General features: G+C 71.3%; 12 protein-coding genes. 4 read left to right on the top strand and 8 right to left on the bottom strand.

Going from position 1 to position 12442, the window contains the following annotated elements:
- Window positions 1-32: 32 nt before the first annotated feature.
- From ACWEQG_RS32730 to ACWEQG_RS32710, 5 genes are read right to left on the bottom strand one after another with little or no spacing between them, the layout of a single operon-like run.
- Entirely contained in the window at window positions 33-455 is a 423-nt protein-coding gene (locus tag ACWEQG_RS32730) for an RbsD/FucU family protein (RefSeq protein ID WP_452290689.1), read from the bottom strand.
- A gap of 2 nt (window positions 456-457) precedes the next feature.
- Window positions 458-1714 carry a nickel-dependent lactate racemase gene (gene larA, locus ACWEQG_RS32725; protein ID WP_452290687.1) on the bottom strand — a complete coding sequence of 419 codons (1257 nt, stop codon included), beginning with the start codon at window positions 1712-1714 and terminating at the stop codon, window positions 458-460.
- Complete coding sequence (locus ACWEQG_RS32720) at window positions 1704-2618, bottom strand: aldo/keto reductase (protein WP_452290685.1); 915 nt, start codon at window positions 2616-2618, stop codon at window positions 1704-1706. The genes larA and ACWEQG_RS32720 overlap by 11 nt, the downstream gene beginning before the upstream one ends.
- On the bottom strand, window positions 2615-3352 hold the full coding sequence (locus tag ACWEQG_RS32715) for an SDR family NAD(P)-dependent oxidoreductase (protein ID WP_363466125.1): 738 nt from the start codon (window positions 3350-3352) through the stop codon (window positions 2615-2617). The genes ACWEQG_RS32720 and ACWEQG_RS32715 overlap by 4 nt, the downstream gene beginning before the upstream one ends.
- Window positions 3349-4197 carry a fumarylacetoacetate hydrolase family protein gene (locus ACWEQG_RS32710; RefSeq protein WP_452290683.1) on the bottom strand — a complete coding sequence of 283 codons (849 nt, stop codon included), beginning with the start codon at window positions 4195-4197 and terminating at the stop codon, window positions 3349-3351. The genes ACWEQG_RS32715 and ACWEQG_RS32710 overlap by 4 nt, the downstream gene beginning before the upstream one ends.
- Window positions 4198-4365: 168 nt before the next feature.
- On the opposite strand from ACWEQG_RS32710, the gene ACWEQG_RS32705 reads away from it, so the two are divergent.
- Genes ACWEQG_RS32705 through larE form a run of 3 tightly spaced genes read left to right on the top strand, consistent with a single transcriptional unit; the run spans window position 4366 to window position 7246 of the window.
- A complete protein-coding gene (locus tag ACWEQG_RS32705; protein WP_452290681.1) occupies window positions 4366-5655 on the top strand; it encodes an enolase C-terminal domain-like protein in 1290 nt (429 codons plus the stop codon).
- Window positions 5656-6363 carry a FadR/GntR family transcriptional regulator gene (locus ACWEQG_RS32700; protein ID WP_452290679.1) on the top strand — a complete coding sequence of 236 codons (708 nt, stop codon included), beginning with the start codon at window positions 5656-5658 and terminating at the stop codon, window positions 6361-6363.
- Window positions 6356-7246, top strand: coding sequence for an ATP-dependent sacrificial sulfur transferase LarE (gene larE / locus ACWEQG_RS32695; RefSeq protein ID WP_452290677.1), 891 nt, complete (start codon window positions 6356-6358; stop codon window positions 7244-7246). Before ACWEQG_RS32700 ends, larE begins: the two co-directional genes overlap by 8 nt.
- Window positions 7247-7365: 119 nt before the next feature.
- Here larE and ACWEQG_RS32690 read toward each other — a convergent pair whose 3' ends face one another.
- From ACWEQG_RS32690 to ACWEQG_RS32680, 3 genes are read right to left on the bottom strand one after another with little or no spacing between them, the layout of a single operon-like run.
- Window positions 7366-8409, bottom strand: a complete 1044-nt coding sequence (locus ACWEQG_RS32690; protein ID WP_363471943.1) for an ABC transporter permease — start codon at window positions 8407-8409, stop codon at window positions 7366-7368.
- Window positions 8402-9967 carry a sugar ABC transporter ATP-binding protein gene (locus tag ACWEQG_RS32685; protein ID WP_452290675.1) on the bottom strand — a complete coding sequence of 522 codons (1566 nt, stop codon included), beginning with the start codon at window positions 9965-9967 and terminating at the stop codon, window positions 8402-8404. The genes ACWEQG_RS32690 and ACWEQG_RS32685 overlap by 8 nt, the downstream gene beginning before the upstream one ends.
- Before the next feature lie 12 nt (window positions 9968-9979).
- Entirely contained in the window at window positions 9980-11056 is a 1077-nt protein-coding gene (locus ACWEQG_RS32680; protein ID WP_452290673.1) for a sugar ABC transporter substrate-binding protein, read from the bottom strand.
- A 328-nt stretch (window positions 11057-11384) separates the two neighbouring features.
- Here ACWEQG_RS32680 and ACWEQG_RS32675 point away from each other — a divergent pair, with 328 nt between their 5' ends.
- Window positions 11385-12095 (top strand): FadR/GntR family transcriptional regulator, encoded by a 711-nt coding sequence (locus ACWEQG_RS32675; protein ID WP_452290671.1) that lies wholly within the window; start codon window positions 11385-11387, stop codon window positions 12093-12095.
- Window positions 12096-12442: the final 347 nt, after the last annotated feature.

The raw sequence follows: 12442 nt of genomic DNA, 5'->3' as shown, positions 1-12442 counted from the left end.
CGACGGCGCGTGGTCGCGTTCGCTCCGCCTGTTCATGACGGAAGGATGTATCCGACGGTCAGCAGGAGGTTCGCGTAGAGCCGGTCGTCGCCGGTCGCCACGGCGAAGGCGACATCGGGGCCCTTCGCGGCCTCGTAGAACGCGAGACGTTCCATGGGTTCGACGGGCCGGTCCGGGCCGAGCAACCGCCGGTAGCCGGTGAGCGCCTCGGGCTCGCCGCCTTCGTCCGGACGCATCGAGTGGACCGACTCCAGCGGCACGGCGTCCACGAGAACCTCCAGGACGTCGTCCACGCGGACCAGCCCGGGACGCAGGTTGAGGTGGATCACCGGGGCGCCGGCCCGCACGTTGGTGGCGTGGGCGTAGTTGGCGTCGGCGAGCAGGATGCGCGATCCGTGGCCGGTGGCCGCGAGCGCGGACAGCAGCGGCGGGTGGATCAGGGGGTAGCGGAGCACGGTCATCCTCCCCCGAGGTACGGAATGGTCATGGGCCCCTCGGGCAGGACGCAGACCCGGCCGGGCAGGTCCCGCACCGTGGCGGCGATGTCGCCGGTCTGCTCCAGGTGGGCGGCGGCGAGGTCGGCGTCGCTCAGGTGCGAGGTGTGCATGATCACACGGGCCTGCCGCTGGATGCGGGCCTGGATCTGGACCTGCCACTGGTCGGGCACGGTCTCGGTGCGGCGGGAGATCTCCGCGAACAACGCGTCCGGGGAGGCCGCGGAGGTGAGCACCTCGCGGTAGGAGCCGTGGTCGGGGAACCCGTCCCGGCACTCGGCGGCACAGATGATCGTGCCGCCGGGCCTGACGACCTGGGCGGCGGCGCTCATGCCCTTCACGGACTGGTAGAGGTTCTGGTCCAGCGGGAAACCGGCGTTGGTGGTGACGACCACGTCGAAGGGCTCGGCGACCGGGCGCATCGCGGCGGCGCGGGCGGCGGCCGTGGCGGCGGCGTGCATCGCCGGCAGGTCGCCGCCGAACGCGCGCACGATCTTCTGCTCCCGGTTGAGCACGACGTCGAGGGCGAAGGTGACGCCGGTCGCCTCCGCGATGGCGCGGACGTCGTCGTGCACCGGGTTGCCCTCGATGACTCCCCAGGTGGCGCGGGGATCACCGATGCGGGCCGCGTCGTGCAGCGTGAGCACGGTCTCCAGGGCGGCGAGGCCGGGCGCGACCAGTTTGGGGCCGCCGGAGAACCCGGCGAAGAAGTGCGGCTCGACGAAGCCGGTCGTGATCCGCACGTCGGCGTCCGTCCACTCCCGGTTCAGCCAGACCGGCACGTCCTTACCGTGACGGCCCATCCATCTGAGGGACGACGCGTCACGCGAGTCGTGGTTGACGATCCGTACGGCGTCGACGACCTGGTCGCCGAACATCGCGCGCAGTTCGGTGCCGGTGTTGCCGCGGTGGGTGCCGGTGGCCACCAGGATCACGATGTCACCGATGTCGACGATCCCGTCCAGCTCCGCCAGGATCGCCGGGATCATCAGGTGGCGCGGCTGGGGTCTCGTGCCGTCACAGGCGGAGATCGCCACCGTCTGGCCGGGCCGCACCCGCTCCCGCAGCGGCGGTCCCGCGACCGGTTCGCGCAGCGCCCGCAGCACCTCGGCGGCCTCGTCCGCCACGGCGGGCCGGGCGACCGGAGCGATCACCGTGGTCCGGTCGTCCGGCAGGTCCACCACGAGCCCGTCGGCGCCGTAGGCGAGCTCAACCCGCATGGTCCAGCTCCTCCCACAGTTCCCCGGGCACGGGGGTGGCGGCCAGATCGAGGTCCTCCCGCACCTCCTCCGCGCTGCGCGCGCCGAACAGGACCGTGGTGACGGCCGGATGCCGGCGCGGGAACAATAGGGCCGCCGCCGGCAGCGGCACGCCGTACGACGCGCAGATCCGCTCCAGCTCGCGCGCCCGCTGCAACACGGCCGGCGGGGCGGCGTCGTAGTCGTAGGTGGCGCCGCCCGCCAGGATCCCGCTGTTGAACACCCCGGCCGCGACGACGGCGACGCCGCGCCGTTCGCATTCGGGCAGCAACTCCCCGGCGGCGGAGCGGTCGAGCAGCGTGTAGCGTCCCGCGACCAGCACGGCGTCCAGGTCGGTCTCGCGGACGAACCTGGTCAGCATCTCGGCCTGGTTCATCCCGGCGCCGATAGCACCGATCACTCCCTGGTCGCGCAGCTCGGCCAGCGCGGGGTACGCCTCGCCCGCGGCCTGCTCCCAGTGGTCGTCCGGGTCGTGGATGAACACCAGGTCGAACCGGTCCAGCCCGGTTCGGCTCAGGCTGTCGTCCAGCGAGCGCAGCACGCCGTCGCGGCTGTAGTCCCGCACCCGTACGTACTGCGTGCGGCCGGGGAACCCGTCCTCCTCGCCCTGCCCGGGCACCAGGACGCGGCCGATCTTCGTGGAGACGACCGCCTCCGCCGCGGCCTGCTCGGGCAGGCCGCGCAGGAAGCGTCCGAGACGCTCCTCCGCCAGGCCTGTCCCGTAGTGCGGCGCGGTGTCGAAGTAGCGGATGCCCGCCTCCCACGCGGCGGCCAGCGCCTGCTCGGCCTGCTGTTCGCTCACCGGCGCGAACAGGCCGCCCAGCGGCGCGGTGCCCAGCCCGTACCGCCCGAGGGAGACCTTCACGAGGTCACCGGCCTCAGCCGCAGGCCGGACATCCCGCCGTCCACGGCCAGCTCGACCCCGGCCGTCGACCCCGCGCGCGGGCTGGCCAGGTACGCGACGGCGTGGGCGACCTCCTCCGCCGTGACCAGGCGGCCGTGCGGCTGGCGGGCGGACAACGCCGCGCGCTCGGCCTGCGGGTCGGGGGCGGCGTCCAGCAGCCGGCCGACCCAGGGGGTGTCGACGGTGCCGGGGTTGACGCAGTTGACCCGGATCCCCTCGCGGAGATGGTCGGCCGCCATCGCGCGGGTGAGCGCGAGCACCGCCCCCTTGGACGCCGAATACAGCGCCCGCTGCGGCAGCCCCGCGGTGGCGGCGATCGAGCAGGTGTTGACGATCGCCGCGTGCGGGGACGTGCGCAGGTGCGGCAGCGCCGCCCGGGTCACCCGGGCGATCCCCACCACGTTCAGGTCGAACACCCGCAGCCATTCGGCGTCGTCGTTGTCGGCCACCGTGCCCTGCGCGCCGATGCCCGCGTTGTTCACCAGCACGTCGATGCGGCCGTACCGCTCGGCCACCGCCGCCACCGCCGCGCGTACGGAGGCGTCGTCGGTGACGTCGCAGACGAACTCGGTGTCCTTGAGGTCCAGGACGGCGACCCGGGCGCCCCGTGCGGCCAGTTCCTCGGCGACGGCCCTGCCGATGCCCGAGGCGCCGCCGGTGACGATCGCCACCAGGCCCTCGAACTCCTCACTCATGCCTGGCCCACCCGCTGGCGCTGGCGGCCGAGGCCGTCGATCTCCAGCTCCACCACGTCACCCTCCCGCAGGTACGCCTGGGGACCACGGCCGAGTGCCACCCCCGCCGGGGTGCCGGTGTTCACCACGTCGCCCGGCTCCAGCACCATGAACTGGCTGAGGTACCAGATCACGTGATGCACGCCGAAGATCTGGTTCTTCGTGTTCCCGTTCTGGCGCGGCTCGCCGTTGACCCACAGCCGCAGACCCAGCGCCTGCGGGTCGCCTACCTCGTCCGCCGTCACCAGCCACGGGCCGAGCGGGTTGAACGTCTCACACGACTTGCCCTTGTCCCACTGGCCGCCGCGCTCGTTCTGGAACTCCCGCTCCGACACGTCGTTGGCGATCGCGTAGCCGGCGATCACCTCGGCCGCGTCGTCCGGGGAGTCGAGATAACGGGCCGTCCGGCCGAGGATCACCGCCAGCTCGACCTCGTAGTCGGTCTTCACGCTGCGCCGCGGCACGAGCACCTCGTCGTCCGGACCGACGAGCGTGTTGGAGGCCTTCATGAACACCACCGGCTCGGCGGGGATCGCCGCCCCGGTCTCCTCCGCGTGGTCGGAGTAGTTCAGGCCGATGCACACGATCTTCCCCGGCCTGGCGATCGGCGCGCCCACGCGCTCGTACGGCCCGGCCTCGGGCAGGGCGCCCTCCGCCATGGCGGTCCGCACGCGCTCGACGCCTCCTCCCGCGAGGAACGCGCCGTCGATGTCGGCCGTCAGCGACGACAGGTCGAGCACCCGCCCGTCCGGTCCCAGGACGCAAGGCCGCTCCTCACCCGCCGGACCCACTCGCAACAGCTTCACGATCTGCCTTCTCCCGCTGGTGTCACAGGTGCGTATGTTGTGCCGAGCCTGTCAGATTCATCGGGTTGAAGTAAAGCCTCTTATGGGGCATTTGCCGATTCTCTTGACCATCGCCCCCGGTGACCCTACTGTTCGATCCATATTCATCCGACCAATTGGAGTACGCCCATGCCGGTGATCACTTCCGTGGACGTGATCGACATCAGGTTCCCCACCTCCGCGACACTCGACGGCTCGGACGCGATGAACCCGGACGGCGACTACTCGGCGGCGTACGTGGTGCTGGAGACCGACGGCGACCTCGCCGGGTACGGCCTGACGTTCACCATCGGGCGCGGCAACGACCTGTGCGTGGCCGCGGCCCGGCAGATCGGGGCCCGGCTGGCCGGGCGTGACGTGGACGAGCTGGCAGGCGACCTTGGCGGCCTTTACCGGGAGATCATGTCCGACAGCCAGCTGCGCTGGCTCGGCCCGGAGAAAGGCGTGGTGCACCTCGCCGCCGCCGCCGTGCTGAACGCCGCCTGGGACCTTGCCGCACGCCGGGCCGGCGTGCCTTTGTGGCGCCTCATTGCCGACATGTCGCCCGAGGAGCTGGTGGCCGCCTGCGACTTCCGTTATCTGTCCGACGTGCTGACCCCCGCCGAGGCCGTCGAGATGCTGGCCAGGCTCGCGCCGACCCGTGCGGAACGGATCGCCGAGCTCGCCGAGCGCGGCTACCCCGCCTACAACACCACCCCGGGCTGGCTCGGCTACGACGACGACAAACTGCGCCACCTTCTCCGTGAGGCCGTCGCCGACGGCTGGACGCACGTCAAGCTCAAGGTCGGCGCGAACGTCGAGGACGACGTCCGCCGCCTGTCGATCGCCCGGGAGGAGCTCGGCGAGCGCACGCTGATGATCGACGCCAACCAGGTGTGGGACGTGCCCCAGGCCATCGAGTGGGTCAACCGGCTCGCGCCGTACGAGCCGCTGTGGATCGAGGAGCCGACCAGCCCCGACGACGTCCTCGGCCACGCGGCCATTCGCAAGGCCGTCGCCCCCGTCGGCGTCGCCACCGGCGAACACTGTCACAACCGGGTCATGTTCAAGCAACTCCTGCAGGCCGGCGCGATCGACTACTGCCAGATCGACTCCTGCCGGCTGGCGTCGGTCAACGAGATCGTCCCCGTGCTGCTGATGGCGGCCAAGTTCGGCGTGCCGGTCTGCCCGCACGCGGGGGGCGTGGGCCTGTGCGAGCTGGTCCAGCACATGTCGGTCGTCGACTACGTCTGCGTGAGCGGCAGCCTGGACAGCCGGGTCCTCGAGTACGTCGACCACCTGCACGAGCACTTCACCGATCCCGTCCGCATCGAGCGCGGCCACTACCGGCTGCCCGAGGCTCCCGGCTACAGCGCCCGCATGCATGCCGAGTCGATCGCCGGCTACCGCTACCCTGATGGCCACCATTGGGGAGGCTGAGTGGGCGCCATCGAGACGGCGATCGACACGGTCAAACAGATGATCATCGACGGGAAGCTGCGCCCGGGGCAGAAGCTTCCCGCCGAGAAGGACCTCGCCGAACAGCTCGGCGTCGCCCGCAACACCCTGCGTGAGGCCGTACGCGCGCTGATCGCCATGCGGGTCCTGCAGACGCGCCAGGGGGACGGCACCTACGTCACCAGCCTGTCTCCGGACCTGCTGCTGGACGGGATGAGTTTCGTCGCCGACATCCACCTGGACGCCGGCGCCGGGCAGTTCCTGCACGTCCGCAGAATCCTGGAGGCGGAGGCGACGGCCCTCGCCGCCACGCGCATTCCCGACACCGACCTGGCCCGTCTGGGCGAGCTGCTCGACGACGCCGAGAAGGTCGCCGCGGCGAGCGTCATCGACCACGAGAAGCTCGTCGCCCTCGACCAGGACTTCCACGCCCTCATCACCTCCCACTGCGGCAACGCCGTGCTCGCCGCGGTCATCCACAACATGTCCGGCCGCACCGTGCGGGCCAGGATCTGGCGCGGCATGAGCGACCCCGAGGCGGTCCAGCGCACCCTGCGGGAGCACCGGGCCGTGCATCGGGCGCTGCTGGCACGGGACGCCGAGCGGGCCCGGCTCCACGCCGCCCTGCACGTCCTCGGGGTCGAGGAGAGCCTCACGGGCTCACGCACGTATGGAGGCGCCGGTGAGTGACCGCCCTGCTCCCGCCGACCGGACGACGGCGAACGCTCCGGACGGCGCTCCCGACAGCGCCCCGGACGGTGCCCCGGACGGTGCCCTGGAGCGCCTGACGGCGCGGCTGCGCGAGGAGAGCGCGATCGTCGTCGCCTACTCCGGCGGCGCGGACTCCGCGCTGCTCGCCTTCGCCGCCGCCCGGGTGCTCGGAACCCGGGCGCTCGCCGTCACCGCGGTCTCCCCCAGCCTGGCCGCCTCGGAGCGGGCCGCGGCCCGCGACTTCGCGCGCCGCCACGGCCTGCCCCACCTTGAGGTCCGCACCGACGAGGCCGACCGGCCCGAGTACGCCGCCAACGGCCGCGACCGCTGCTACCACTGCAAGTCCGCGCTGTTCGACGCGCTCGCCCCGCTGGCGGCCGCCATGGACGCCCGGATCGCGCTCGGCACCAACCTCGACGACCTCGGCGACCACCGCCCCGGCCAGCGGGCCGCGGCCGAGCGCGGGGCCGTCGCCCCACTGGTGGACGCCGGGCTCACCAAGGCCGACGTCCGCGCCGTCAGCCGGGCACTCGGCCTGGTCACCGCCGACAAACCCGCCGCGCCCTGCCTGGCCTCACGCGTCAGCTACGGCGACCCGGTCACCCCGGAGGTCCTGCGCAGAATCGAGGCCGCCGAGGCCGCGCTGCGCGACCTCGGCTTCCCGGTGTGCCGGGTGCGCGCCCACGCCGGCGGCACACTCGCCCGGATCGAGGTGCCCCAGGCCGAGATCCCGCGCGCGTGTGAACTGCGCGAGCGCGTCGACGCCGCGATCCGCGCCGCCGGCTTCACCTTCTGCTCGCTGGACCTGTCCGGTTTCGCGTCCGGGCGCCTCAACGCGCTGCTGCCGCTGCTTCCCTCATAACCTGCCACCCCTTTCCGCATAACCGCCTCCTGACCGCCGCATCACCGGTCGGCCGCCGGACCCTGCGCGGACCCCGCCGGCCCGGGCGCTCTCGTACGCGCCCGGGCCGCCGGGATCCGTCAGTCCTGCGACTTGCCGCCGGTGAGGCGGGAGATCGCGAGCGCGGTGAGGATGATCGCCCCGTTGAGCGCCTGGATCCACTGCGCGGGGACGCCCGCGAGGGTGAGGACGTTCTGGATCATGTAGAGCAGCAGGATGCCGGTGAACGCCCCGAACACGGTGCCCTTGCCTCCGTTGAGGCTGACGCCGCCGATGACGGCGGCGGCGAACACCGTGAAGATGGCGCCGTCGCCCTGGGCGGCGGCGACGGAGGCGAGCCGGCCCGTCAGCAGGAGGCCGCCGATCGCGGCCAGCAGGCTGGCGGAGATCAGCGTGATCCACAGGACCCGGTCGGTGCGGATACCGGCCGCCTTGGCGGCGTCGACGTTGCCGCCGATCGCGTAGAGCGCCCGGCCGAACCGGGTGAAGCCCATCACCACGATGCCGGCCGCGAACAGCAGCAGGCAGATCCAGATCGACGCCGGCACGCCGAGCCACATCGTGGAGCCGAAGTACGTCATCGAGTCGGGGAGGTTGAAGAAGGTCTGCCCGCCGGAGATGCCGGTGAGGAGACCGCGCAACACGATGAGCATGCCCAGGGTGACGATGAAGCCGTTGAGCCCGAAGCGGACGATGAACAGCGAGTTCACCACTCCGACCAGCACCCCCACCGCGAGGGTGATGGGAATCCCCCAGGCGCCCGGCAGCAGCCCGAGCCCGGCCCCCGTTCCGCTGGCGACCGTCAGCCAGGCGGCGACGCCGGGCGCCAGCCCGAAGGTCGACTCCAGCGAGAGGTCCATCCTGCCCGCGATCAGCACGAGCGTCTGCGCCAGGACGAGGAGCGAGATCTCCGACATCGTCTGCAGAATGTTGATCAGGTTGTCGCTCTGCAGGAAGATCGGGTTGACGATCTGCCCGACGATCGCGATCACGATGACCGCGGGGACCAGCGCGAAGTCCCGCAGCCGCGCCAGGGGGATCGCCGGACGCCGCCGTCCCGGCTCCTCCGGGGGCGGGCTCGGCGGGTGTCCCGTCGCGGCGTGTGCGGCGGTGGTCTCAGGCATCGAGGTCGACTCCTTCCATGGCGGCCACCATCTCGTGGTCGTGCCAGCCGGCGGCCAGTTCCGCGACGACGCGGCCGTGGAACATCACCAGCACCCGGTTGCACAGGCGCAGGTCGTCTAGTTCATCGGAGGCGATCACGACGCCGGTCCCGCTGTCGGCGATCTCCTCGACCTTGCCGAGCAGGAACTCCTTCGACCGGACGTCGACCCCGGCGGTCGGCGTGATCAGCACGAGCAGCCGGGGGTCGTTCGCCAGGGCCCGGGCCATGACGACCTTCTGCTGGTTGCCGCCGGACAGCCCGGAGACGGGGAGTTCCGGGCCGGGTGTCTTGATCGCAAGGTTTTCGATCATGTCGCGGGCCAGCGCGTCCCTGCGGCGGCCGCTGACGAAGCCCGCCTGACCGAGCCGCTCGGGCACGGTCATCGTGGCGTTGTCCGCGATCGACATCAGCGGGACGAGCCCCTGGTGGTGACGGTCCCGGGGCACGAAACCCACACCGGCGGCCAGCGACTCCGGCACGCTTCCCGGACGGGGGCGGCTCCCCGCGACCTCCAGGGTGCCCTCCTTCGGGGCGCGCAGCCCGACGAAGGTCTCGGCGAGCTCGGTCTTCCCGCTGCCGCCCAGACCCGCCAGCCCCACGATCTCCCCGGCCCGGACCTGGATGTCGACGTCCCGGTAGACGTCGCCGTCCGACAGGCCCCGGGCGTCGAGGACCACCGGGGCCTGCGCCGCGACCGGCGGGCGGACGGCGTGCTCCCGCAGGCCCGCCGCCTCACCGGTCATCGCCGCCACCAGCTCGCCCTGCGGCAGGTCCGACACCGGCGCGGTGAGGATGTGCCGGGCGTCCCGGTAGACGGTGACCGTGTCGCAGATCTCGTAGATCTCCTGCAGGTGATGGCTGATGAACAGGAAGGTGATCCCCTGCTCGCGCATCGCCCGCATCCGGTCGAACAGACGGGCGATCGCCGCGCCGTCGAGCTGGGCGGTGGGCTCGTCGAGGATGATGAACCTCGCGCCGAACGACAGCGCCCGGGCGATCTCCACGAACTGCCGCTGCTCCACTCCGAGCTCCCCGGCCGGCCGGCGGACGTCGACGTCCACCGACCAGGCCTCGAGCAGCTCGGCCGCCTTCCGCCACAGGCCCTTCCAGCCGACCAGCCCGAACCGGTTGCGGTCGTGCCGGTTCAGGTAGAGGTTCTCCGCCACGGTCAGCTCAGGGATGATCGTGGACTTCTGGTAGACGCAGGCGACCCGCTCCCGCCATGCGTCGCGGTCCGCGAGCCGCGGCGCGGGGGCCCCGGCGAAGCGGACTTCGCCGTCGTCGGGCGCCTGCAGTCCCGTCAGGATGGAGACCAGGGTCGACTTGCCCGCGCCGTTGCGGCCGACGAGGGCGTGCGTCTCCCCCGGATTGATCGTGATGTGCGCCCGATCGAGCGCCACCGTCTCGCCGTATCTCTTGGTGATGCGCTCCGCCTCGGCGACGGGCGCGCCCGTGCGGGCCCGCCCGTCGTCGCGAGCGGGTGGAGGGCTCGCGGGCCCTCCCGCGAACTCTTCCATGGCCACGCCCTCTCAGCTCAGGTTGTTGCCCCACAGCGACTTGTCATCGTGCTTCACGCTGGGGATCCCGCCGTAGGTGCCGCCGTCGGCGGTGACGAGCGGTGCGGACAGCTGGTCCTCCAGCAGGCCGGGCCGCACCTGGATGATGGTGCTGTCGTGATCGGTCTTGCCCGGCTGGAAGGTCTTGCCCTCGATCGCGGCCTTCGCGTACGACAGCGCCCACTTGGCGTACAGGTCCGCGGGCTGGGAGACGGTGGCGTCGATGTTCCCGGCGGCGATGTCCTTGAGCTCCTGCGGGATGCCGTCGTTGGAGACGACGAAGACGTGCTTGGGGTCGTCCGGCGGCACCAGGAGGTCGCGCTGCTTGAGCACCTGCAGCGTGCCGGCGAGGGCGAAGCTCGACTGCATGTAGACGCCCTTGACGTCGGGGTTCGCGGTCAGGACCGTGGAGAGCTTCTGCGAGGCCACGGCGCCGTCCCAGTTCGTCGCCTCACCGAACACCTTGATGCCGGGATAGTTCTGCTTCATGCAGTCGTTGAACGCCTCGGTGCGGTCCCGGCCGTTGATCGAGGCCAGGTCGCCCTCCAGCATGACCACCTTGCCCTTGCCCTGAAGCTTCTCGCCCAGGAACCGGCAGGCCTTCTCCCCGTACGCGCGGTTGTCGGCCCGGACGACCATGAAGGCGTTCCCGGTGTCGGGCCGCGTGTCCACCAGCACGGCGGGGATCTTCTTGGTCTCGAGCTGCTGCAGTGTGGGGGCCACGGCGGCGGTGTCCTGCGGCGCCATGACCACGGCCTTCACGCCCTGCCCGACCAGGGTCTGCACGTTGGAGGTGAGCTTCGCGATGTCGTTCTGGGAGTTGGTGGTCTTGGTGTCCGCGCCCAGCTCGCCGGCGGACTTCGGCACGTAGCTGATGTAGGAGTTCCAGAAGTCGGTGTCCGAACGCGGGTAGTCGACGCCGATGACCGGCTTCGCCGCGGTGTCGCCGCCGCCGCCGGAGCCGCCGTTCCCGCTGTTCCCGCCACAGGCCGCGGCGAGGCACCCCGATAAAGTCAAGGCCGCGGCGAGCGCGAACCGTCTGCGTACCATCGTTTCTCCTTCTGAAGCACCACGGGTGCCATGCCGCCGCTGACCGCGCCCCACCCGGACAGGGCCCGGACGCGACGCGCGGACCCCGGCGAGGTTCGCTTGGAGCGAGCTCATCACCGACAGGACATGGGATGTCTTTCTATGACCAAACCCCGGTCAGTGTCCAGACCCTAGGGAAGAATCACGAAAATCCCTCACACTCGTGCACGAAGGGTCCGACGAATCGTGCGCTCCACCGGTCGGGAGGAACGCCGATACATGGCATGTTCCGGCCCTCCGGACAGCGGGCGTGTGCGGGTTCTCCGCCCGGAGGTATCAGAATCCTCCTATGTCGTTGACCGAGCGGGCGATCGAACGCATCAGGCAGCTCATCAAGGACGGGACCCTCCCCCCGGGCGCCCGGCTGCCCCCGGAACAGGAGCTCGCCGCGGAACTGGGCCTGTCCCGCAACCTCCTCAGAGAGGCCGTCCGCTCCCTCGTCACCACCCGCGTGCTCGAAGTACGCAGAGGCGACGGCACCTACGTCACCAGCCTGACCCCCGAGCTACTCCTCGAAGGCGTCGGCCTCGCCGTCGAGATGATGCGCGGCGACGACCTCCTGGAGATCACCGAAGTACGCCGGCTCTTCGAACCCGTCGCCACCGGACTGGCCGCCACCCGCATCACCCCCGGCCAGCTCGCCGAAGTCGAACGCCACCTCAATGCCATGATCGAAGCCCGGGACGACGTGGAAGCGCTCAATCACCACGACGACGCCTTCCACCGCGCCGTGTTCGAATCCACCGGCAACAAATCACTGTCCGCCCTGCTCGGCGGCATCGCCGGCCGCACCCTGCGCTCCCGCGTCTGGCGCGGCCTCGCCGAGGAGAACGCCGCCGGTCGCACCATCGCCGAACACGCCGCCATCTACCGCGCCCTCGCCCACCGCGACGCCCCGCTCGCCCAAGCCGCGGCCCTCATGCACGTCGGCACCACCGAAACCTGGCTACGCGAGAACCTCGGCCACTCCCTCGAGACCACCGCGCGCCCACCGCGGTGACCGCACCGCCGGCGGTGGCAGGGGCGTGAAACGTACAGACATCCCCATTCCGACGCCGGACGACGCCTAGTCGGCGCAGACATGGGTTGTCTGGGCGCCCGAGGGCAGGAACGGGATCGACGCCGAGGCATGCGGCATGCGGAAACACCGGCCGCGCGCACGGAGTCCTGCGAGCTCCCAGCCGGAGCCCGGATTTCGCCGACCTCGGGGACTCGTCGCATTCGCGATCACGCCGGACGCGCCTCCACGTCCGCCGTCCGGCGTGAAGCCTGGACAGATCGCCATCGTTGACTTACAAACATCCCATGTCCACGTGGTGAAAGTCGTCACGCGCGACACATTCGCGA

This window comes from Microbispora sp. NPDC004025, assembly GCF_053604425.1.
This window is presented reverse-complemented; position numbering and strand designations above follow the sequence as displayed.